4 protein-coding genes are annotated in these 25,680 nt (G+C 63.3%); all 4 read right to left on the reverse strand.

The features are described from left to right. Positions 1-260: 260 nt before the first annotated feature. From ACA066_RS20055 to ACA066_RS20070, 4 genes are read right to left on the reverse strand one after another with little or no spacing between them, the layout of a single operon-like run. Positions 261-12,059 carry an amino acid adenylation domain-containing protein gene (locus tag ACA066_RS20055; protein WP_497696333.1) on the reverse strand — a complete coding sequence of 3,933 codons (11,799 nt, stop codon included), beginning with the start codon at positions 12,057-12,059 and terminating at the stop codon, positions 261-263. Next, complete coding sequence (locus ACA066_RS20060) at positions 12,056-15,154, reverse strand: non-ribosomal peptide synthetase (RefSeq protein WP_497696334.1); 3,099 nt, start codon at positions 15,152-15,154, stop codon at positions 12,056-12,058. The genes ACA066_RS20055 and ACA066_RS20060 overlap by 4 nt, the downstream gene beginning before the upstream one ends. Before the next feature lie 11 nt (positions 15,155-15,165). Continuing rightward, positions 15,166-16,224, reverse strand: coding sequence for a TauD/TfdA family dioxygenase (locus tag ACA066_RS20065; RefSeq protein WP_497696335.1), 1,059 nt, complete (start codon positions 16,222-16,224; stop codon positions 15,166-15,168). A gap of 54 nt (positions 16,225-16,278) precedes the next feature. Beyond that, positions 16,279-25,527: an amino acid adenylation domain-containing protein gene (locus ACA066_RS20070; protein ID WP_497696336.1), complete on the reverse strand. Its 9,249-nt coding sequence runs from the start codon at positions 25,525-25,527 to the stop codon at positions 16,279-16,281. Positions 25,528-25,680 lie beyond the last annotated feature (153 nt).

The raw sequence follows: 25,680 nt of genomic DNA on the forward strand, positions 1-25,680 counted from the left end.
AAAAATAAAAAGCTCGACCTATAAACGAACCGTGAGGGCCGTTCATTAGGGCTAATGCTGTTCACTTAAGACCGCTATTGAGTCGTACATACCTTGTGGCGAGGGAGCTTGCTCCCGCTGGGCTGCGTAGCGGCCCCAAAAATCTGACAACCATTGCCGATTTTTGTGAGTGCTACGCACTCAAGCGGGAGCAAGCTCCCTCGCCACAGGTTTCTCTGATTCAAGACTTAAGGGCGAGCTTGTTTGGGTGCGATAAAAGCTTAGTCCTGCGCCACCACCTCTCGACCGAGTGCCGTCACCACGGCGCTCAGGCATTCATCCCGTTGCAGGATATCGAAGTGGCTGGCGGTGACGGTTTGCACTTTGCGCAGCCGCGGTTGTTGACGCTCCAGCGTCGCGCGCTCGGCCGTCGGATTGCCATCGGCCCACCAGCAACACAGTTCGGCGTGCGGCAGCGGCAAGGTCTCGACCTGCCGTGACAACGCCTTCAAGCGTGTGCTGACCATGAACGTCTGAGCCAACTCATCGGCACCGAGCAACGCATAGCCGCTGGCCTGTTCGCCTTCAGTGTCGATCACTGTGCGAATGATCCGCGCGACAGCGTCCTGATCGCCCGAAGTTTCGACACTCAACGCCTGGGCAACGACATCGCTGTCCATGCTCAACGTTGCACCGAGGAACTCGCGCAGGTCCGCGCGCCACTCATCAACACTGGCGACGGCATTGGCCTGGGTCGGCACAAAACTGTCCACCAGACCGACGAACGCCACACGCTGGCCCTGCTGTTCAAGCAAGTCGCCGACCATCAACGCCAGCGCCCCGCCCAACGACCAACCCAACAAATGGTACGGGCCTTGTGGTTGCTTGCGACGGATCGCCTCGACGTAGTCAGCGGCCATTTGTTGCAGCGAAGTGTCGTTCCACTGACGGTCCAGCAGCATGCGGCATTGCACGCCATACACCGTGCGCTGACCTTCCAGTCGACGGGCCAAAGGCTCGTAGTCGAACACCGTGCCGAACCCGGCGTGCAGGCAGAACAGCGCCGGTTGATCGTCCACTGGCTGGTTCAACAGCAACAGCGGTTCAGGGCTCTGTTTGACCGGTTGTTCATCGACACCGGACAACCCGGCAATGGTCGGTTTGGCCATCATGTCGCGCAGTTTCAGCTGGAAGTCCGGCTCATTCAGCGCCCGCACCTTCGAGATCACCTTGAGGGTGCGCAGCGAGTCGCCGCCCAACTCAAAGAAATTGTCGGTGATGCCGACTTTGTCGACGCCCAGCACTTGCTGCCAGATCTCGGCCAGTGCCCATTCCAGCGGCGTGCGCGGGGCCACGTAGTCGCGGCCTTCGAAGGTCGGGTCCGGCAAGGCCTTGCGGTCGAGTTTGCCATTGGGTGTCAGCGGGAAACGCGGCAGCACCACGATCTGCGTCGGCACCATGTAATCCGGCAGGCTTTCTCGCAAGGCCGCCTGGCAACGCAGGCCCAGACCGTCGTCTTCGGCCGCGACCACATAGCCCACCAGTTGCGGACCCTGGCCGCTGTCACGTACCACCACCAGCGCGTCATTGACCCCGACTTGCTCACGCAGACGGGCTTCGATTTCACCTAGCTCGATGCGGAAGCCGCGCACTTTGACCTGATGGTCGATACGTCCCACGTAATCGAACACGCCATCCTCGCGGCGGCGCACCAGGTCACCGGTGCGGTACAAACGACCACCGTCGCGGCTGAACGGGTCGGCGACGAAACGCTCGGCGGTTTGCCACGGGTGACGGTGGTAACCACGCGCCACGCCACGACCACCGATGTACAACTCGCCGACCATGCCCACCGGCAATGGATTGAGGTCCATGTCCAGCACATGCAGGCTGCGAGTGCCGACGCGACGGCCAATCGGCGCGTACATCGCCTCGCAGTGGCCCTCGGCAGCGATTTTCCACAGCAGCGGCGTGACGACGGTTTCCGTCGGGCCGTAACCGTTCACCAGGTATTGCGGCTTGAGCGTGTGCTTGACCCGCTCGAACGTGGCGTCCGGCACCGCATCGCCACCGAAACAGTAGATGCGCACCGGTGGTGGATCACCGCCCTGCAACTCGGCGTGTTCCGCCAGTTGCAGCAAGTACGCCGGCGGGAAGCAGGCGACCGTGATGCGCTGACGGTGCAACACCGCCAGGGTCTGCTCGGCGGTCCACAAGGTGTTGTCGCGCACCACCAGGGTCGAGCCGCTGATCAGCGCGGTGATCCAGCGTTCATGAGCACCGTCGAAGGCGAACGACATGAAATGCAGTTCGCGATTGCCCGGGTCCATTTCGTACAGCTCGGCAATCGCCTGCAGGTGCATGCTCAACGGCCCGTGGGCCACGGCGACGCTTTTCGGCTTGCCGGTCGAGCCCGAGGTGTAAATCAGGTAGGCCAGTTGCTCGGCGTGTACTGCGCGTTGCGGCGCCACGACTTCAACGTCGAGGTTCAAGCGATCCACCGCGACCATCGGCGTGCCTGGATTGAGTTGCGCCGTGTCACGCAAGCGCTCCTGGGTCAGCAGCAAACGCATGTCGCTGTCGGCCATCATGTAGCGCAGACGCTCCTGCGGATATTGCGGGTCCAGCGGCACGTAAGCGGCGCCGCATTTCATCACCGCCAACAGCGAAACCACCAGTTCCAGCGAGCGCTCCATGAACACGCCGATCACGTCTTCGGCCTGCACACCCTGCTCCAGCAAATGGACCGCCAAGGCATCGGAACGACGATCCAGCTCGGCATAACTCAAGCGCTCAGCGTCACGATCGGCGTAGCTGAGCACCAACGCGGTGTGCTCCGGTTGCAAGCGCGCCCGCTCGCGGATCAGTTCGTGCACCGGCCGTTCGTGATCGTCGGCTAGCGTCGGCAGTTCGCCGTCGAGTTGCCGGCCTTCGTCCAGGGTCAGCAAGCCCAACTCGCCCACCGCGCACTCGGCGTTGTCGCACAGACGCTGCATCAGGCTTTCCATGTGGCTGCGCAAAACTTCCACGGTGGCCAGGTCGAACTGATCGCGCTGGTGCATGTACTCGATGCGCAGCCCTTCATCGAGGCTGACCATCAAGTCCATGGCGAAGCTGGTCAGGCCGAAGTCGGAGACGTCTTCAAAGCGCAGCGAATCGCCGTTCCACTCACGCAACGTGCGGTCCACCGGCTGGTTTTCGAAGACGATGATGCTGTCGAACAGCGACTGCCCGCCCTGCCCGGCCCAGCGTTGAATATCGCTGAGTGGGGTTTGCTGGAAGTCGCGGATGTCGAGGTTGTAGGCCTGAATCTCGCGCAGCCAGTCACCGACGCTTGCTTCGGTCGGCACGCTGTTGACTACCGGCAGGGTGTTGATGAACAGCCCCAACATGTTCTCCGAACCGTTGAGGGTTTCCGGCCGGCCCGACACCGTGGCGCCGAACGTGACCGTGCGCTGACCGGTGTAGCGCTGCAACAGCAGCAGCCACGCGGCTTGCACCAGGGTGTTGAGCGTCACTTGCTGTTGCTGGGCAAACGCCTGCAAACGTGCAGTTTGCTGAGCATTCAGGTGCGTATAGATCGCGTGATAACCCGCTTGCGGCGCCTTCACCGACAACGCGCGGGCCAGGTGCGTGGCGCCTTCGAGGGTCTTGAGTTTGTCTTTCCAGAACGCTTCGCAGGCCTCGGCCACCTGCTGGCCGAGCCAGTCGATGTAGTCGCGATACGCGGCCACCGGTTCCTGCGCGTCACCACTGTAATGACGCAGCACTTCACCGATCAGGCGCGACACACTCCAGCCGTCCATGAGGATGTGGTGGTAAGTCCAGATCAGGCGATAGCGGTCGTCTTCCAGGCGTACCAGCAGCAGGCGCAACAACGGCGCGCAGTTCAATGAGAAGCCACGCTCGCGTTCATCGCTGGCCAACTGACGTACGCGCTCGGGTTGGTTATCCAGACCGCGCCAGTCCAGCTCGGTCAGCAGCGTCGGCGCATTGCGCAGCACCACTTGCAGCGGCTCCTTGTCGCCCTCCCACAGGAACGCGGTGCGCAGAATCGCGTGGCGCTGCGCGGCGTCGGCCCAGGCCTCGCGGAAACGCGGACCGTCAACGCCACGCACACCCACTTCGATCTGGTTGACGTAAAGGCCCGAGTCGCCGTCCTGCACCGAGTGGAACAGCATGCCCTGCTGCATGGGCGACAGTGGATAAACGTCGTCCACCTCGTCCGCCGTCAATTCCAGCGCCTGATACTGCGCTTCGCTCAGTTCGATTTTCAGCGCCGGCGCTGTAATCACCGGCGCCGCTTCCACGGCTTCCACAGCCTGGGCGACAGTCGCCAGTTCAGCGATGGTCGGGTGACTGAACACGTGTTTCGGTGAAATGCTCAGGCCGGCCTTGCGCGCCCGGCTGACCGCCTGGATCGACACGATGGAGTCGCCGCCCAGTTCGAAGAAGTTGTCCTGAATGCCGACCTGCACTTCGAACAACGCCTGCCACACGTCTTGCAGCGTCGCCTCCACGGCATTGCGCGGCGCGATGTATTCGCGCACCTGCTGATCAGGTTGCGGCAAGGCGCGGCGATCAAGCTTGCCGTTTGGCGTGACCGGCAATTGCTCAAGTACCAGCAGATGACTCGGCTGCATGTGCTCGGGCAGCGCGTTGCGCAGGTGCTGTTTGAGCTCGTCGAGTGCCAACGACTGGCCGACTACGTACGCCACCAGTTGTTTGGATTTACCGACATCCAGCGCAATCACCACGGCTTCGCGCACCTGCGGATGTTCGAGCAGGCAGGCTTCGATTTCGCCCAGCTCGATGCGCAAGCCACGGATCTTCACTTGATGGTCGATGCGGCCGACGTATTCGATCACGCCGTCCTCGCGGTAGCGCGCCAGGTCGCCGGTGCGGTACAGGCGCTCGCCCTGTACGCCGAACGGGCTGGCGACGAAACGCTCAGCCGTCAGGTCCGGACGACGGTGGTAACCCCGCGCCAGGCCGACGCCGCCCAGGTACAGTTCACCGACGCAACCCGCCACTTGCGGTTGCAGGCTGTCGTCGAGGATGTAGGTCACCAGGTTGGCGATCGGGTAACCAATCGGCACGCTGATCGAGCCGTCATCAACGCAGGTCCAGTGGGTCACGTCGATGGCGGCTTCGGTCGGCCCGTACAGGTTGTACAAACCAACGTCGGGCAGCACGCGGAACAGGCTGTTCTGCAAATCCGCCGACAGCGCTTCACCGCTGCACATGATCTGCCGCAGGCTGGCGCAACGCTCGAAGCCTTCGCCCTGAACAAACGCCTGCAACATCGACGGCACGAAATGCAGGGTGCTGACCTGATACTGCTCGATCAAACGCACCAATTGCGCCGGGTCGCGATGGGCGCCCGGTTCGGCGACCGCAAGGCGTGCACCGACCACCAGCGGCCAGAAGAACTCCCACACCGACACGTCAAAACTGAACGGCGTTTTTTGCAGCACGGTGTCGCGACCGTCCAGCGGGTACGCGCCCTGCATCCACTCGATGCGGTTGTACAACGCATCGTGACGGTTGGCCGCGCCCTTGGGTTTACCCGTAGAACCGGAGGTGTAAATCATGTAGGCCAGCGATTGCAGCTCGACTACGCACGGCAGGTTTTCGTCGCTCAAACCTTCGACCAGTCGAGCGCTGTCGTCCAGGCAGATCGCCGTGGTGCCGGGCGGAATCGGCAATTGCGCCAGCAGATGACGCTGGGTCAGCAGCACATGCACGCCGCTGTCCTCGAACATGTGCTCCAGGCGCTCGCGCGGGTAATCCGGGTCCAGCGGCACATAGGCGCCGCCGGCCTTCATGATCGCGAGCAAACCGATGACCAGTTCCAGCGAACGCTCGGCGGCAATGCCGACCAGCACTTCGGCGCCGACGCCCTGGGCGCGCAGGTAGTGCGCCAGTCGGTTGGCCTGTTGGTTGAGTTCGCAATACGTCAGGGTGTGACCGGCAAACACCAACGCCGGAGCGTCCGGAGTTTTCAGCACCTGGGCTTCAAAGCACTGATTGACCGGGCGCACGTCGGGCCAGGTCACGGTGGTGTCGTTGAAGCCTTGCACTTGCTGCTCGCTCTGCGCGGCGTCGAGCAGGCTCAGGCGGCCCAGGGCTTGTTGCGGCTCACGGACCATGGCCTCGAGCAACGCCACCAGACGATTGCTCAGGCCGTCGATGGCCTCGGCGGTAAACAGCGCCGTGTCGTAATTGAAGCGCAGGTCCAGGCACTCGCCCAGCTCCGCGGCGATGGACAACGGGAAACTGGTCTGATCGTGATTGCTGATACCGGAAAACTTCAGCGCGCTCGGATTACCGCCCTCCAGCGCCTCGGCGACCGGGTAGTTTTCGAACACCAGCAGCGTGTCGAACAGCGACTCGCCGGAATGCCCGGCCCAGCGCTGCACATCCGCCAGCGGCGTGTATTCGACATCGCGCAATTTGAGGTTGAGCGCCTGCACCTCGTCCACCCATTGGTTGACCGTGCGCTCGGGGTGCGGCGTGGCGATCACCGGCAAGGTGTTGATGAACAGGCCGACTTGCTGCTCGATCCCCTGCAACTCGCTCGGACGCCCCGACACCGTGGCGCCGAATGCCACCGTGCGCTGGCCGGTGTAGCGCTGCAACAGCAACAGCCACGCCGCTTGCAGCAAGGTGTTCGGCGTAACGCGGGCCTGACGGGCAAACCCGCTCAGGCGCTCGGTGGCCGCCCGGTCCAGGCTCAGGTGAACGGTGCGATGACCGCCGCCCTGCCCTGCGACTGGTCCCGGCATCGCGCCGGCCAAACGTGTCGGCTCGTTGAACGCTTGCAATTGCTCCAGCCAGAAAGCCTCGCACGCGGCACGATCACGCCCGCCGAGCCACGTCATGTAATCGCGATAACGACCGCCACCCGCCACCGGCATCACACCGGAGTAGCGCTGCAGCACTTCGCCGAACAACTGCGAGGTGCTCCAGCCGTCCAGCAGAATGTGGTGGTTGGTGAAGATCAGGTGATGCGCGTCGTTCGCGGTCTGCACCAGGGTCAGGCGCAGCAACGGCGCGGCCGTCAGGTCGAAACCGCGCAGGCGGTCGTCTTCGGCCAGACGTTCCAGAGCCATTGCCTGATCCGCTTCATTGCGCCAGTCGAGCACGGTCAACGGAACTGTGGCGTGGGCCATAATCATTTGCAGCGGCCGCGAGCCATGGCTCTCACTGAAGAACGCTGCGCGCAACACTTCATGGTTTTCCAGCGTCTGTTGCCAGGCGCTGCGGAACGCTTCGACCTCGATGCCCTGCACGTCCACACGCATTTGCGGAATGTAAGCGCCGGCATCCGGGGCGAACAGACTGTGGAACAGCATGCCTTCCTGCATCGGCGACAGCGGGAAGATGTTTTCGATTTCACGCGCCGCCAGCGGCAGTGCATCGAGCTGCGCCTGATCGACACTGACCAGCGGCACATCACTCGGCGTCAAACCGCCGGCACCGCTGAGGCAGTGCCCGATCAGCTGTTGCAGCTCGGTGGCATAGGCCTCGGCCAGACGCTGCACGGTGTGCTCGGCAAACACGTCGCGGCTGAAGGTCCAGCTCAGGCGCAGTTGCCCGGCGTAGACCTGACCGTTAATGCTCAGGCCACGATCCAGCGATGCCGAAGCACCTTGTTCGGCGCCACCGCTTTCACGGGCCGGACGCCACGGCGCCTGCTCGTCGAAGCTGGCATCGAACTGGCCCATGTAGTTGAACGTGATTTGCGGCTGCGGCAAATCCTCGAGACCGGCCTGCGCCAGATACCGCAGGATGCCGAAGCCAATGCCTTTGTCCGGCACCGCGCGCAGTTGCTCCTTGACCGCCTTGATGCTTCCCGCCAGATCGCTGGCCGGGGTCAATTTGACCGGGAAGATCGAGGTGAACCAGCCCACGGTGCGGGTCAGGTCGATGTCGTCGAACAGGTCTTCGCGGCCATGACCTTCCAGTTTGACCAGCGTCGAAGGCTGGCCGGTCCAGTCGCCCAGCACCCGCGCCAACGCCGTCAGCAACAGGTCATTGACCTGCGTGCGGTAAGCCGCCGGAGCGTCTTGCAGCAGTTGACGGGTGAAGGTGCTGTCGAGCACGGTTTCCACGCTCACGGCATGTTCGCTGGCCAGACTGCCTTGCGGATTGTCGGCGGGCAGGTCTACCAGCACGTCGTGGTACTGGCGCTGCCAGTAAGCGGCCTGACTCGCCAGTTCAGGACTTTGCGCATGCAGCTGAAAACGCGCCGCCCAGGCTTGATAGGCGCTGGATTTGGCCGGCAGACGCAGGGGTTGAGCCTGACGCGCCTGGTCGTAGGCCATTTGCAGATCTTCGAGCAACAGCCGCCAGGACACGCCGTCCACCGCCAAATGATGCACCACCAGCAGCAAGCGCTGACCGGCCGCGCCCATGTCCACCAGCAAGGCGCGCAGCAGCGGGCCGTCGTGCAAATTCAGGCTGGCTTGTGCGGCGTTGCAGTGCTCAAGCAATTCGTCGGCATTCGCGGCCTGACGCAGCCACAACAGTTCGGCGCTGTTCCAGTGCTCGGCCTGAGCCTGCTGCCACACGCCATCCACCTGACGCAATCGCAGGCGCAACGCGTCGTGATGTTCCAGCAGCGCGGCCAGTGCCTGTTGCAGGCAGGCGCTGTCGAGCGGCTCGCGAAGTTCCAGCAGTACCGACTGGTTCCAGTGGTCCCGGGCCTCGATGGCCTGCTCGAAAAACCAGTGCTGGATCGGTGTCAGCAGCACGTCGCCGCGCACCGGCCCTTGGTCGATGACCAGACCGGCGCTGCGCTGGGCGACCTTCGCCAGACTCTGCACGGTCTGGTGTTGGAACAGGTGACGCGGGGTGATGCGAATCCCGACCTGACGCGCACGGCTGACCACCTGAATCGAGATGATCGAGTCGCCGCCCAGTTCAAAGAAGTTGTCGTCGATCCCCACGCGCTCAAGCTTGAGCACGTCTTGCCAGATCGCCGCCAACGCGGCTTGCATCTCGTCCGCAGGCGCCGTGTAAACCTGCTGCGCCAGGGCGGCATCAGGCTTGGGCAACGCGTTGCGATCAAGCTTGCCGTTGCTGGTCAACGGCCAGTGATCGAGCTTGAGCAAATGCGCCGGCACCATGTAATCCGGCAGGCCGGCCTGAAGGTGTTCACGCAACGACTGGCGCAAATCGGCGATGTCCTGCGAGACGGTGAACCAGGCGACCAACTGTTGGCTGCCATTGATCTCGGGCGCCAGCACCAGCGCTTGTTCAATGGCCGGGTGACTTTGCAGGCGGTCCTGAATTTCCCCCAGCTCGATGCGAAAACCACGAATTTTCACTTGATGGTCGATGCGCCCGGCGTATTCGATGCTGCCGTCGGCGCAGTAGCGCGCGAGGTCGCCGGTGCGATAGAGGCGCGCACCCGTTTCGCGAGCGAACAGGTCCGGGACAAACCGCGTGGCGGTCAGATCGGGGCGCTGGTGATAACCACGCGCCAGCCCGGCGCCGCCCACGTACAGCTCACCGACGCAACCCTTGGCCACAGGGTTCAGACGCGGGTCAAGTACGTACCAACGCAGGTCGGCAATCGGCTCGCCCAACGGCGAACTGTTGGCACCGTCGAGGTCGGCGCGGGACAACGGCCGGTACGTCACGTGCACGGTGGTTTCGGTGATGCCATACATGTTGATTAGCAATGGCTGTTGGTCGTCGAACGCGTTGTACCAGGGACGCAGGCTCGCGACGTCCAGCGCCTCGCCGCCAAACACCACATAACGCAAGGCCATGCCCTGGGCATTGGCGCAGGCAAACGGCATCAGCTGGCGGAACGCCGACGGTGTCTGGTTGAGCACCGTGACCTGTTCATCGCACAGCAGGCGAGCGAACTCTTCCGGGGAACGGCTGATGGCGTGCGGCACCACCACCAGCTTGCCGCCGTAGAACAGCGCGCCAAAGATTTCCCACACGGAGAAGTCGAAGGCGTAGGAATGGAACAGGCTCCAGACATCGTCCGCGTTGAAACCGAACCAGTGTTCGGTGGCGCTGAACAGGCGGGTCAGGTTGCTGTGGGGCAGCAGCGTGCCTTTGGGCTTGCCGGTGGAACCGGAGGTGTAGATGACGTACGCGAGGTTTTCCGGGCAGGTCAGGTTCGGCAGATTTTCGGCAGACGCTTCGTTGAGCCAGTCACTGGCGTGGTCGAGGCAAATCACCTCGATGCCTTTGGACAACGGCAGTCGCGGCAACAACGCGGAGTCGGTCAGCAACAGGCGCGTGCCGCTGTCGGCCAGCATGTAGGCCAGACGGTCCTGCGGGTATTCCGGGTCCAGTGGCACATAAGCGCCGCCGGCCTTGAGGATCGCCAGCACGCTGACGATCATCTCCAGCGACCGCTCCAGCGCGACCCCCACCAACACGTCCGGGCCGACGCCGCGTTCGCGCAGACGATGGGCGATGCGGTTGGCCTGTTGGTTCAATTGCGCGTAGCTGAGGGTGGCACCGTCGCAGGTCACCGCGATGTTGTGCGGGTGCGCGGCAGCCTGGGCTTCGATCAGTTGATGCGCGCACAGCAAGTTCGTGGCCTGCGAAGCGGCGCTGCGGTTCCAGTCCAGCAACGTGGCTTGCTGCTCGGTTGCGGCGAGCATGCGCAGGTCCGCCAACGCGACCGAGCTGTCGGCGCAGATCGCCTGCAACAGATTCAGCCAATGCTGCCCCAGACGCTCGATGGTCGTGGCGTCGAACAATTCGGTGGCGTACACGAACGAAGCGTGGATGCCGTCGTCGCTCTCCACGGTGTCGAGCATCAGGTCGAACTTGGTGGTCTTTTCATCCCAGATCAGCGGCTCGACGCTCAGGCCCGGCAAGTCCCAGCGCTGTTTGCCACCGGTATCGCGCTGGTGGTTGAACATCACCTGGAACAGCGGCGTGTGGCTCAGGCTGCGTTCGACATCCAGCCCATCGACCAATTGCTCAAAGGGCAAATCCTGATGCGCCTGCGCGCCCAGTGCCGCGGCTTTGACCTCGGCCAGCAATTGCAGAAATGGCTGATCGGCATGGGGCTGGGTACGCAGCACCTGAGTGTTGACGAAAAAGCCCAGCAGGTTTTCCACGTCCTGACGGGTACGGTTGGCAATCGGCACGCCGACGCGAATGTCCCGTTCGCCGCTGTAGCGATGCAACAGGGTTTGCAACGAGGCCATCAGCACCATGAACAACGTGCAGCCTTCACGACGGGCAAGATCCTTCAGGCTGATCGCCAGCTCGGCCGGCACGTTCAGCTCGACGCTGGCGCCCTGCTGGCTCGGGATCGCCGGGCGACGACGGTCGGCAGGCAGGTGCAGCGGCGGGTGCTCGCGACCCAGTTGTTCACGCCAGTACCCAAGCTGACGCTCGGCCTCGCCGGCTTCCAGCCACAGGCGCTGCCAGCGGGCGAAATCGGCGTACTGAATGCCCAGCTCCGGCAGTTGTGGCGGTTGTCCGGCGCTCAGTTGCGCATAGAGCTGCGTGAATTCCTGCAACAGAATCGGCAGCGAACCGCCGTCAGTGACGATGTGGTGGAACGTCAGCACCAACACATGCTGCTGCGCGTCGAGACGGATCAACCGACAGCGCATCAGCGGGCCATTCTGCAAGTCGAACGGCTGCTCGGCGTTCAGGCCAACCTGACGCTGCAGCTCGGCTTCGTTAGCGACTTCAGCCTCGACCAGCGGCGCGTCCATCTGCGGGTGAATTTTTTGCAGCACCTGCTGCTCGTCGAAGACGAAGGTGGTGCGCAACACTTCGTGGCGTTGCACCAGTGCGGCGAGGGTTTGCGCCAGCGCTGCGCGGTTCAGCTCACCACTGAGGCGAAAGGCACCGGTCAGGTTGTACGCGGTCGCCTGCGGCTGCATCTGCCACAGAAACCACAAACGCTGCTGCGCGTACGACGCCGGCAACGTGTCGACCGCCGGGTCCCTGGGCGGGATCGGCAGCAGCTCAAGGGTCAGTCCCTGGGCGTGCATCTTTTCTTGCAAGGCACGCCGCGCGTCCAGGCTCAAGCCGCAGAAACGCTGGGCCAGGGTCATCATTCTGTCCGGTGCAGCACTCATCGCGTGTGTTCCTCATCCACTTCGTCGAACAACGCTTCCAGCGCGTCTACATCGTTTTCTTTGTGTTCACTGTGCTGACGGAACTGCTCGATTTCCGCCGCCAGACGCTCCAGCGTGTCGCCTTCGAAGAACAGCTTCAGCGGGATCGCCAGGTTCAGTTCTTCCTGAATCCGTGCGCGAATCCGCGTCGCCAGCAACGAGTGGCCGCCCAGCTCGAAGAAACTGTCGTGCACGCCGACACGCTCCACGTGCAGCGCTTCGGCCCAGATCGCCGCCAGGACTTTTTCCAGGTCGGTGCGCGGGGCGACGAAGGCACTGCGGCGGACGTCGAGGTCGAGCAAGGCCTGGCGGTTGAGTTTGCCGTTGGGCATCAGCGGGAAGCGTTCCAGCACCTGCAAGCGCGCCGGCTGCATGTGCTCGGGCAGCGCTTCGCCGAGGTGACTGCGCAATTCGTTGAGGCGGATGTCGGCGGTGTCGGCCGGCGAAATCACGAAGCCCAGCAGTTGCGGACCGGTCGGCGTTTCACGGGCGATGACCGCGGCGTCTTCGATGCCGGGTGCGCTGCGCATGGCGGATTCGATCTCGCCCAGCTCGATGCGGAAACCGCGGATTTTCACTTGATGATCGACCCGACCGAGGTATTCCAGCACACCATCGGCGCGATAGCGTGCAAGGTCACCTGTGCGGTACAGGCGTTGACCTGCCTGTTTTGCAAACAGATCGGGGATGAAGCGTTCGGCGGTCAGCGTGGCGCGTTTGAGATAGCCTCGGGCAACGCCGGCGCCGCCGACATACAGCTCACCTTCGACGCCCACGGCCACCGGCATCAGGTCCGGGCCGAGCACGTGAATGCGCATGCCCGGAATCGGCTGGCCAATCGGGATGGTGTCGTCATCCTGAGCGAGCGGCAGTTCCCATGCCGAACACCAGACCGTGCCTTCGGTCGGGCCGTATTCGTTGACCAGCGCCACCTGCGGCAAGGCCTCGCGATGTCGCGCGACCAGGGCGTTGCTGCACGCTTCGCCGGCAACGATCACGCACGCCAGGGCATGGCTGTCGAGGTGCTCCAGAATCTGCGCGTGGTAAGACGGCAAGGTCAGGTAGTGGGAAACCTCTTCACGTTGGATCAGCGCCGCCAGCAGCGCTGGGTCCTTGTAGCTGTCTTCGTCCGGCAGGCACAGGGTCGCGCCCTGCCCCAACGCCCAGAAAACCCCGGCCACCGAGCTATCGAACGAGAACGACGAGAGCATCAGGAACGCGCGCAACGGCTGACGATAGAACGCGCTACGTGCGAGGGTCGAGGCCACCGCGTTGGCGTGACTGATCATCACGCCCTTGGGTTTGCCGGTGGAACCGGAGGTGTAAATGACGTAGGCCAAATTAGCGCTGTCGCCCAGCGGCACCGGCTGCTCTTGTGACGCGGACCAGACTTCGGCCTCTGGCATCAGCGAAATCACCCGCTCGCTGTGCAACGCTTCCGGCAACGGCTGGCAGGCCAATACTTGGCGCGCAGCGGCGTCCTGCAACATGAACGCCAGACGATCAATCGGGTAGTTGGGATCGAGCGGCAGGTAACCGGCACCGGCCTTGAGCGTGCCGAGCAGCGCGATGACGATTTCCAGCGAGCGCTGACCGTAAACCGCAACGATTTCATCCGGTGCCACACCCTGCGCGCGCAAGGCATTGGCCACCTGGTTAGAGCGTGCGTCCAGTTCGGCATAGCTCAGGCGTTGGCCATTCACGCTGACGGCGATGCGTTGTGGATGCAGGCGTGCCTGTTCGGTGAACAGGTCTTGCAGGTAGCGATGCGGCAGTGCCTGCTCGGCGGCCAGCGGGTTGAAGTCTTCGATCAAACGGGTCAGTTGCACCGCGTTGACCTGAGTGGCCTGGCCCAAGGTCAGCTCAGGCGAAGTCAGCAACTGGCGGCTGAACTCGACAAACTGTTCCAGCCAGGCCGCCAGCATCGACTCGGGCACCGCGCCGGCCAGGCACGACAGCTGCAAGTGTTCGCCCTGAACACGCAGGCGCAGGACTTCCGGGTTGGCGTCGTCCACTTCGATGTTCGCCTCGGTGTCGGCCTGAAACACCAGGCAATAACGCATCGGCGTCGCGACTTCGGCGCTCAGTTCGAACTCGTTGAGGCAGTCGAGCCAGGACAGCGATTGCTCGACACTGGCAGCAAACGAGTCCAGCGCTTGCGCCAGGGTCTCGTTGCTGCGGTTGTCGAAAGCCACCGGCAAGCGACGGGCGAAACGCCCGAGGGTCGCTTCGGTCTGCTCGTTGCGCCCAGTCACTTCCCAGCCCATCAGCAACTTTTCCTGATTGCCGATGCGCGCCACGAACGCGCTCCACAGCAACAACACCACCCGCTGCGCTTCGACACCCTGAGCGGTGGCAACGCGTTGCACATCGGCCAGCCATGCCGCGTCGGCGAGCGTGGCCTGATGTCGAGCCAGGGTCACCTCAACGGCCTTTTCGAAGGGCAGACGATGGGCCAGCGCGAACTGCTGTTGCAGGTTGCGCCAGAACGCGGCGCCTTGATGGCCGATGTCTTCTTCGCGCAGTTCTTCCTGCCACGCGGTGTAATCCAGGTACTGCAAATCTTCCTGATTGTCGGCCAGCGTTTCGCCGCGCAACAGGCTCGCCAGCTCCGCCGACAGCACCCGCAGCGACACTTCATCGAGGCTGCTGGCCGGCGCCAGCAGCGTGACGAAATGCTGACCGTCTGCGGTTTGCACGGGCGTCACCACCAACACCCGCGCCGGATCGGCAGACAGGGTTTCACGACTTCGGCTCAGGGCCTCAGCCAGCGAAGACACGCTGCCCAAAAACGTCACCGGCAACTCGTCACACAGACTTTGCACAGGCCACTTCATGCCCGGAAAACGGCGATAGACCGTGCGCAGGGTTTCATGGCGCTGGCCCAGCTCATCCAGTGCAAGGAGCAATGTCTGCGCCTCCACAGCCTGGGCGACCGGCACGGTCAGGGCGGCGAACAAGGTCTGTCCGCTCAGCTCCTGAGCACGCAAATAGAAGGCTTGCTGAGCCGAAGTCTGGAAAACGTCTACCGAAGGTTCGAGGGCGGTGGTGTTCATGTCGAGTGTCCTTATTCCTGATCCAGGTCGGCGCTTTTCTGCGCGATGGCCATGGCCGTGAGGATTTTTCTGTAGCCAGTGAATTCGTTGCGCGCATGCACACTGAGGATGTTGTCCAGCAGGACCACGTCGCCCTTCTCCCAGGCGAACTCGACCATCACGTCGCGATAGATGCCTTGCAGGTGGCGGATGACGTCGTCGGGAATGGCCGTGCCGTCACCGAAGAAGGTGTTCTGCGGCAGGTCCAGCGGGCCGAACTCACGCAGCAGGTTGTCGCGGATGCTGTCCGGCAGGGTCAGCGCGTTGAAGAAGGTGCCGTGGTTGAACCAGATGCGCTCGCCGGTCAGCGGATGGCGCACGATCGCCGGGCCGTTTTGCCGGGTACGCAGACGATTGCCCGACTTCCACTCGGCCTGAATGCCGATCTTGGCGCAGTAGGCTTCGACTTCGCCGCGGTCTTCGCTCTGGAACACGGTCTGCCATGGCAGCCCCATGCCGTCGCCGTAGTTGCGCACGTACATGATGCGTTTACGCTGAAACTCCTCGCGCACGGCCGGGTCGATCCGCGCGAGGATTTCGCGGGTGTCGCCAAACGGGGTTTCACCGCCGGTGGCCGATGGCGTGTCGCAGTAGAAGTACAGGTGACGCGGGAACACCGGCGAATAGGAATGCTCGTTGTGCGGGAAGATCTTCTCCGCTGCCGGGTAGTCGGTGGAGCTGTAGATCTTGAACTGGCCGGTGATCTGCGTCCGTGGCGAAGCGCGGAACAGGTACTCCAGGGCACCGTCGGAAATCGCCGCCACGCAGCGGTTGAACTCGGCGATGTCGGCCACTTGAAATCCACGGAACAGAATCACTGCGTGCTCAAGCAGCTTGCTTTCGATCAGTGCGCGATTCTCCGTCGCCCACTCCACCAGGCTCACGCCGGGCACCGCCGGGCGGCACACCAAGGGTGTGCTGACGCCGTCGAACATCGGCGCAAAACTCACCAGCCGGGTCGGGTCGGTGGACAGGCTCTTGCGCGCACCGCGGCCGATTTTGGGAATGGACTTGGTGGTTGAAACAGTCATAAACCCCTCCAGAAAATGATGACGGCGGCGCCCGGTTGGCGCCGCCGCAATGAATCAGTCCGCCGCGGTTTGCGCTGCCGGCGTGCCACGAATCGCCGAGCGGCGCTTGATCGCCATGCGCCCGCCCAGCAACGCCTTGCGTTGTTCGTTCAGGCGCGCATCGGCGCGGCGCTGCACATCCGTGGCCAGGTCCAGCAATTGGCTGACCGTCAGCTCGTCGGCGCGCAACAACGCTTGCAGTACCGCCTCGATTTGTTCGAACAGGCTTTCCAGCGTGCTCGGCAAGTACTGCCCGGCGGGTGTTTCGAAACTCAGGTGAATGTGTTCAGCCTCGTTGTAGAACGCGGCGACCATGCCGATCTCGGCGGCTTGCCGGCCCGACGGGAAGTCCTCGACCAGCAAGCCATCCATGGACGGCAAACGACCGACGCCTTCCTGATAGATCAACTTGATGTCGAACAACGGCGAACGCCCGGCCCGGCGCGGCAGACGCAACGCTTCCACCAGTCGCTCGAACGGCAGGTCCTGATGGTCCGAAGCCTCCAGAACCGCGCGGCGACAGGCTTGCAGCAGTTGCCCGGCAGCCTCGTCAGCGTCCACATCCACTTGCAGCACTAATTGGTTAACGAAGAAGCCGACCATTTGTTCAAGCTCAACTTGATTTCGGTTGGCGATATCGGTGCCGATACGCACGCGACTGACCTCGGTGCGCTGGCGCAACACCAGGGTGAAGCCGGCCAATAGCACCATGAACAGCGAAAATCCACGCTGTTGGGCGAAGTCGCGCAACTGCTGACTCAAGGTCGCATTCAAGGTGAAATGCTGGCTGGCGCCTTCCTGCGACTGACGCTGATCGCCATCGCTCGGCAGCTCCAATACCGTTTGCGGCTGGCCAAGGCGCGTGACCCAGTAATCGAGCTGACGTTGCAGCTCGCAACCCTGATCCAGCCATTGGCGCTGCCACTTGGCGAAGTCGGCGTAGTGCACGACCTGTTCCGGCAACTGCGCGACGCCACCCTGGTTGAGGGTCGGATACAACGTCACGAACTCATTGATCAGAATCCGGAACGACCAGTCATCCGCAGCGATGTGGTGCACCGTCAGCAGCAACACGTGCTCCTGATCCGCGACCTGCAACACCCGCACCCGCAGCAACGGCCCATTGCGCAAATCGAATGGTCGGGCAACTTCCTCACGGGCCAGTTGCGCGGCTTCGACGTCCGGCGCCGGCAAATGCCGCAGGTCGCTGGTGACGAAGTTCAACGGCAGTTCGGCGTGTACTCGCTGCCAGGCCTGGCCGTCTTCATCAACGAACGTGGTGCGCAACACGGCGTGGCGTTGCACCAAAGTCTCGAAGGTCTGCTGCAGTGCAGAGAGGTTCAGATCCCCGCGCAACCGCAAGGCACCGGGCATGTTGTACATCGAGCTGTCCGGCTCCAGGTTCCACAGGAACCACAACCGCTGCTGGGCAAAGGACAATGGCTGGCGTTCGCCGGAGTGATCCGCCACCAAAGCCGGGCGTTCGCAGATGTTGGCGTCGTGCCGCAGGCCTTGCACCTGAGCGGCGAAATCCTCCAGGCGCGGGTGTTCGAACAAGCTGCGCAAACTCACCGACAGGCCCAGACGCTGACGAATCTGCGAGACGATCTGCGTGGCCAGCAGCGAATGACCGCCCAACTCGAAGAAGCTGTTTTCGCGATCGACACGGGCAACGTGCAACACCTGCCGCCAGATCTGCGCCAGTTCAATCTCCAGTTCACCTTGCGGCGCGGTGCCGGCCACGGCTTCCCAGACCTCTGGCGCTGGCAGCGCCGCGCGGTCGAGTTTGCCGTTGCGGTTGAGCGGTAGTGCACTCATCACCACCAGTTGCGCCGGGAGCATGTAGTCCGGCAGGCGCTCGCCCAAGGCCTGGCGCACGGTTTCGGTGAGTTGACGCGAGTCGGCGTTCGACAGCGTCGGCACGACATAGCCGATCAGTTGCTTGCCACCGACGCCTTCGTGCACCAGCACTGCGGCTTCGCTGATCATCGGCAAGCCCTGCAGGTGCGCTTCCAGTTCACCGAGTTCGACGCGGAAACCGCGAATTTTCACCTGGTGATCGATGCGTCCCAGGTATTCCAACGCACCGTCTTCGCGATACCGCGCCAGGTCGCCGCTGCGGTACAAGCGTGCGCCCGGTGTGGTGGAAAACGGATCGGCAATAAAGCGTTCGGCGCTCAGCCCCGGACGCTGGTGATAGTGCTGGGCAATGCCGGCGTCACCGCCGATGCACAACTCGCCCACGCAGCCGGTTGGCAGCAGATGGCCCTCGGCGTCCAGCACGTACAACGCCCGGCCGGGCAAGGCGCGACCAATCGGCACGCCGAGCAGGTTTTGAGTGTCGGCCAAGGTGCACAGGTGAGTGCTGGAGACCACGGTGGCCTCGGTCGGCCCATAGGTGTTGAGCAGGCGTACGTCGCCGAGACCGGCGGCATGCCAGAGTTTCAGGCCTTCCAGCGACATGGCTTCGCCGCCGACGTGGACCTGACGCAGCCGACCTTTGTCACGCTGAGGCTGCGCGGCCCATTCCTGGGCCAGCAAGTACCAATAGGCCGCCGGCAAGTCCGCCAGGGTCACGCCCTGTTCGATGATCTGCCGGTACAAGGTGTCGGTGTCCCACAGCTCATCGCCGCGCAAAACCAGCGCCGCACCCACGCATAGCGGCGGGTAGCACTGCTCGACAAAGCCGTCGAAGCTGAACGTGGCGAATTGCAGGACACGATCTTCGGCACTGAGCTGCGAATAGTCCGCCGCAATCACGCAAAACTCGCGCAGCGCGGCGTGGGCCAGGCACACGCCTTTCGGCCGGCCGGTGGAGCCGGAGGTGTAAATCAGATACGCGAGGTCTTCGGCACAGGCGAGGTTGACCGGGTTGGCCGTGGAATATCCGGCCAGCGACGCCGTCAGCGCCAGACGCGGCAAGCCTTCGGGCAACGCAACATCGGTCAGCAGTTCCGGTTGCGCCAGCAGCAGATCCATCCCGCTGTCTTCGATCATGTAGGCCAGGCGTTCGGCCGGGTAGTCCGGGTCCAGCGGCACATAACCGGCACCGGACTTGAGGATGGCCATGAGGCTGACGATCATCTGCGCATTGCGCCGCACCGACAGGCCGACCCGCTGCCCCGGCGCCACACCGTGCTCGCGCAGGCGATGGGCAAGCTGGTTGGCCTGGGCGTTGAGCTGTGCATAAGTCAGGTGTTCGTCGCCGACGATCACGGCCAACGCATCGGGCGTGCGTACGGCCTGTTGCTCGAAACGTTGATGCGCCAGCAACGGACTGTCCAGCAGAGGCGCGGCGGGACGCGAACCCAGCAATACCTGCGCTTTTTGCTTCGCGTCCAAGAGGCTGACGGCACCCAGAACCTGTTGCGGCTGCGCGACGAATCGCTCCAGCACATGCAACAAGTTCGCGCCCAGCCGCTCGATCTGCGCGGCGCTGAACAAGGCCTGATCGAAACTGAATTCCAGACGCAGACTGGCGCCGACTTCGATGCCGAGGGTCAACGGGTAACTGGTGATTTCGTGATTGCGCAGCGCGCCGAACGTCAAGCCCGCCGGTGCACCTTGCTTCAGCGCTTCGGCCACCGGGAAGTTTTCAAACACCAGCAAGCTGTCGAACAGCGCGTTGCCCTGCTGCCCCGCCCAGCCCTGGATGTCGTAGAGCGGCACATGCTCGAACTCACGCAGGCTCAGGTTCAGGGCTTGCAGCTCATTGAGCCATTGGCTGACCGGTTGCGCCGAGTGCGGCGTAGCAATGATCGGCAAGGTGTTGATGAACAGTCCCAACTGTTGCTCGATACCCGGCAACGGTGCGGAGCGTCCGGCAATTGTCGCGCCGAACGCCACGCACGATTGACCGGTGTAGCGCTGCAACAGCAGACCCCACGCGCCCTGCAACAAGGTGTTGAGGGTGATTTTCTGCTGCCGGGCAAAATCGGCCAGGCGCTGCATGGCGGCGCTTTCGAGCGTCAAGTGATGCTCGCCCATGCCGCGCCCCTCCACCGGCGTCGGCAAGGCTTGCGCCAGCAGCGTCGGCGTTTCGAGGGCGGCCAGCGCCTGTTTCCAGAACTGTTCGCCCGCCGCCAGTGGCTGCTGCTGAATCCAGCCCAGGTAGTCGCGGTATTGCCCCAGGGGTTTGGCCAGTGTCTGCCCGGCGTAATGCTGAATCACTTCGCCGAGCAACTGCGCGTTGCTCCAGCCGTCCATGAGGATGTGATGACTGGTGTAGATCAGGTGCCAGGCGTCGCTGCTTTGGCGCACCAGCATCAGGCGGAACAGCGGCGCGGCGCTCAGTTCGAAACCACGGCTGCGCTCTTCGCCGGCCAGCGCATCGAGGTCGATGTCGGCGGCCTCGATCACCTGCAATTGCAGATCGATCTGGCGATGAATTACCTGATGCGCAGATTCCAGCCCCAACCAATGGAAGCTGCTGCGCAGAATGTCGTGACGGTTGATCGCTGCTTGCCACGCCCGGCCGAATGCCGCCAGTTCCAGCCCCTGAATATCAAGACGCAGTTGATTGATGTAGGCCTCGGCCTGCGGCTCATACAAGGTGTGGAACAGCATGCCCTGCTGCATCGGCGTCAGCGGATAAATGTCCTCGATGGCCGGTGCCGCGACAGGCAACGCGTCCAGCTGCCCCTGATTGATCCGTGCCAGCGGGAAGTCCGACGGCGTGACCTGACCCGCCGGCGTGGCGCAGCAGTGTTCGATCAGTGCGGTGAGTTCTTCGGTGTAGGCGTCGGCCAGTTGCTGAACGGTGCTGTCGGCGAACATGTCGCGACTGAAACCCCATTGCAGAGAGAGTTGACCGCCATAGACCTGGCTTTCCAGCGTCAGCCAGTTGGCCAGCGGCGCATCGTCACCCTGGGCCTGACCGCCACTTTCCGCTGCCGGTACAAACAGCGCGTCGTCATCAAACTGACGGTCGAACTGGCCGAGGTAGTTGAAGGTGATGCGCGGTGCCGGCAACCCTTGCAAGGACTCACGCTGGGTCGGCTCGCCGAGGTAGCGCAGCAAGCCATAACCCAGACCTTTATCGGGGATGGCACGCAGTTGTTCCTTGATCGCCTTGATCGCGTTCGCCGTGTCGGCCTGAGGTCGCAGGCGCACCGGGAACAGGCTGGTGAACCAGCCCACGGTGCGCGTCAGGTCGAGGTCGTCGAACAGGTCTTCACGACCATGACCTTCGAGCTGGATCAGCGTCGAGTGATGCCCGGTCCCACGGCAAATCACCCGCGCCAGCGCCGTCAGCAGCAGGTCGTTGACCTGAGTGCGATAGGCCGCCGGGGCCGTTTGCAGCAGCTGCCGCGTCAACCCGGCGTCGAACTTCGATTCGATCTTGTGGCCGTGGCGATGCTGCAGGCTGCCCAGTGGGTTTTCACACGGCAGGTCGCGGGCATCGGCGTGTTGTGCCTGCCAAAACGGCAGTTGCTCATTCAGCGTGCGGGCATGTTCTTGCAGATGACTGGCCCAGCGTTGGTAGGCGCTGGTTTTGTCGGGCAACGTCGCGGCGCCGCCACTCGCCAATTGCGCATAAGCCTGCTGGAGGTCTTCGAGCAGCACCCGCCAGGACACGCCGTCCACCGCCAAATGGTGGACCGCCAGCAACAGGCGTTGCGTGCCATCGTCGAGGCTGACCAGCAACGCGCGCAGCAACGGCCCGTCGGCCAGATCAAGGCTGCGTTGCGCTTCGTCGCACAGGGCCGACAACGCCTCGGTCGACGCCACGTGCCGCTGCCACAACCCCGCCGTTTCGACCGGCGATCCGTGGCGCTGCTGCCAGCCATCCACACCCTGGGTGAAACGCAGACGCAAGGCATCGTGATGGTTGATCACCGCGACCAGCGCGGCTTCAAGTGCTTCAGGGTTCAGCGTCTCGCGCGGCGTCAGCAGCAAGGACTGGTTCCAGTGTTGCGACTGCGCGATGGCTTGTTCGAAAAAGTAGTGTTGCGCCGGGGTCAGCACCACCTCGCCGCTGACCGGCCCTTGGTCGATGGCACTGCGGTTGTCGAACGCCGCCACCAGCGCCAGGCTGCGCACCGTCTGGTACTGGAACAGGTCACGCGGGCTGAGGCGGATGCCGGCCTGACGGGCGCGGCTGACCACTTGAATGGAGATGATCGAGTCGCCGCCCAGCTCGAAGAAGTTGTCTTCGAGGCCCACGCGCTCCAGACCCAACACGTCCTGCCAGATCTGCGCCAGCGCCGTCTGCATGGCATCTTGCGGCGCGACGAACGCTTGTTGCGGCGCCGCGTCGGGTTGCGGCAGGGCCTTGCGGTCCAGTTTGCCGTTGGCGGTCACCGGCAAGGCATCCAGTGGCATCAGGTAGGTCGGCACCATGTATTCCGGCAAGCTACTCAGCAGCCAGGCCTTGAGGGTTTCTGGCCACTGCGCCTCGGCGTTATCCAGCACCAGGTAACCCACCAGATGCTTGCCGCCCTGCACCAGGACCACCGCCTCGCGCACCAGCGGATGCTGCATCAGGCGGGTTTCGATTTCCCCCAGCTCGATACGCAGGCCGCGCAGTTTCACTTGATGGTCGAGACGGCCGAGGTATTCGATCACCCCGTCGGCGCGCTGACGCACCCGGTCGCCGGTGCGGTACAAACGCGCGCCGTCATGGAACGGGCACGGCACAAACCGTTCCGCCGTCAGCCCCGGACGGCGGTGATAACTGCGCGCCAGACCGGCGCCGCCCAGGTACAACTCCCCCGCCACGCCCGCCGGAACCGGCAGCAACTGCGCGTCCAGCACATGGGTGCGCAAGTTGGCAATCGGCCGGCCGATGGGCACGCTGTCGGCGCCTTCATCGACGCAGGTCCAGTGGGTCACGTCGATGGCCGCTTCAGTCGGCCCGTACAAGTTGTACAACCCGGCGCCCGGCAGCTTGGCGAACACTTGAAGTTGGGCATCCAGCGGCAAGGCTTCACCGCTGCAGGCGATGCGTTTGAGGCTGGTGCAGGCTTCAACGCCCGGCTCGTGGATAAACGCCTGAAGCATCGACGGCACAAAGTGCAAGGTGCTGATGCCAAACTCGCCGATGAGGCGAATCAACCGCGCCGGTTCGCGATGCGCGCCCGGCGGCGCCACCACCAGACGGGCGCCGGTCATCAGCGGCCAGAAGAATTCCCAGACCGAGACGTCGAAACTGAACGGGGTTTTCTGCAACACCGAGTCGCTGCCATCCAGCCCATACGCCTGCTGCATCCAGCACAAACGGTTGACCAGCGCCGCATGGCTGTTGCCGGCGCCCTTGGGTTTGCCGGTGGAACCGGAGGTGTAAATCACGTAGGCCAGGTTCAGCGGATTCACCAACACCTGCGGGCAGGTTTCGCTGTAAGCGTCCAGCCAGTCCTCGTCCTGATCCAGCGCGATGACCTTGATGCCCCCGGTCGGCAGCGTGCCAACCAGGGCGCTCTGGGTCAGCAACACACCAATCGCACTGTCTTCGATCATGTAGGCCAGGCGCTCCGCCGGATACTCCGGATCGAGCGGCACATAAGCGCCGCCGGCCTTGAGAATCGCCAACAGGCCAATGACCATTTCCAGCGAACGCTCGACGGCGATCCCCACCAGCACATCGGGGCCGACACCCTGTTCGCGCAGGTAATGAGCCAATTGACTGGTGCGCGCATTGAGCTGTGCATAAGTCAGCTGGCGGTCGCCAAACACCAGCGCCGGCGCTTCGGGTGTGCGCAAGGCCTGGGCGTGGATCAGCTGATGAATGCATTGCTCGACAGGATAAATTTCGGCGGTGCGGTTCCAGTCGTGCACCAGCACCTGCTGCTCATCCGCCGCCAACATCGGCAGCTCGCCGACCCGCCGATTCGAATCGACCACCATCGCCTGCAACAGGCGCGTCCAGTGTTGCGCCATGCGCGCGATGGTCGGCGCATCGAACAGGTCGCTGGCGTAGGTCAGTGCGGCGTGCAGCTTGCCGCCCTTTTCGGAGGTGTCGAGGGTCAGGTCGAACTGCGTGGTGCGCCCTTCCCACTCGATCGCACCCAGCACCAGGCCGGAGGCGGTGCTGATGCTGGACATGTCCGCGACCTGCGGCTGGTGGTTGTACATCACCTGGAACAGCGGCGTGTGGCTGAGGCTGCGTTCCAGTTTCAGCGCTTCGACCAGACGCTCGAACGGCAGGTCCTGATGAGCCTGAGCACCGAGGGCGGTTTCCTTGATAGCGCTCAGCAAATCTTCGACGCGGGTGTGGCCATCAAGCCTGGTGCGCAGCACTTGGGTGTTGACGAAGAAGCCGATCAGGCCTTCGATTTCCGCACGGTTGCGGTTGGCAATCGGCACGCCGACACGGATGTCGGTTTGCCCGGTGTAGCGATGCAGCAGCGCATTGAACGCACCGAGCAACAGCATGAACAGGGTGATGTTGTGTTTCTGCGCGGTGGCGCGCAGTTGCTCGGCGAGTTGCGGGTCGACGGCAAATTCGTAGCGGGTGCCGCGATAGCTCGGCATCGCCGGGCGCGAGTGGTCGGTGGGCAACTCCAGCACCGGGTGTTCATCGCCGAGTTGCGCTTGCCAGTAATCCAGTTGACGCGCCTGTTCACCCGCCTCCAGCCAGCGGCGTTGCCACAACCCGTAGTCGCTGTACTGGATCGGCAATGGTGCAAGTTGCGGTTGTGCACCGGCCTCGAAGGCGTCGTAGCAGCGGATGAATTCATCGATCAGCACGTTCATCGACCAACCATCGGAAACGATGTGGTGCAGGGTCAGCAGCAGGACGTGTTCCTGTTCGGCGAGCTTGAGCAACGTCACGCGCAGCAACGGGCCGACAGATAAATCGAAGGGCAGTACCGATTGTTGCTCGGCCGCTTGGGCGACAGCCTGTTCGCGCTCAGTGGCCGGCAATGCGCTGAAATCCACCTGCTCGATGACCAGCGGCGCGCTGGCCGGCACTTGCCGCAAGGTGTCATCGGCCTGACGCTGGAACACCGTGCGCAGGGTTTCGTGACGTTCCACGAGGCTGGCAAAGACCTGCTCCAGCGCAGGCAGGTTCAACTGCCCGGTCAGACGCACCGCGCCCGGCAGGTTGTAGGCGCCACTTTGCGCGTCCAGTTGCCACAGAAACCACATGCGTTGCTGGGCGTACGACAACGCTTGACGATCCTCTGCCTCGACGCCGGCAGGAATCGGGAACCGGGCGAAATCAATGCCTTCCTTTTGCAAGGCCGCAAGGAACATCTGGCGCTTTTCCAGGGGCAACCCGATAAACCGGCGAGCAAGTTTCAAGGAGTCTTCAGCATTCATTTCTAAGCATCCGGATCAGTGGCGGGAAGCACAAAGGCACGTCGTCCCTATAAAACGAATGCAGACCGGAAAAATTAGCGAATGAGAACAACTATCAGAGGGGTGGTAAAACGGGGCTACACCTCGAACCTGTAGGAGCCGAGCTTGCTCGCG

It is taken from the genome of Pseudomonas sp. LBUM1651, assembly GCF_059716135.1.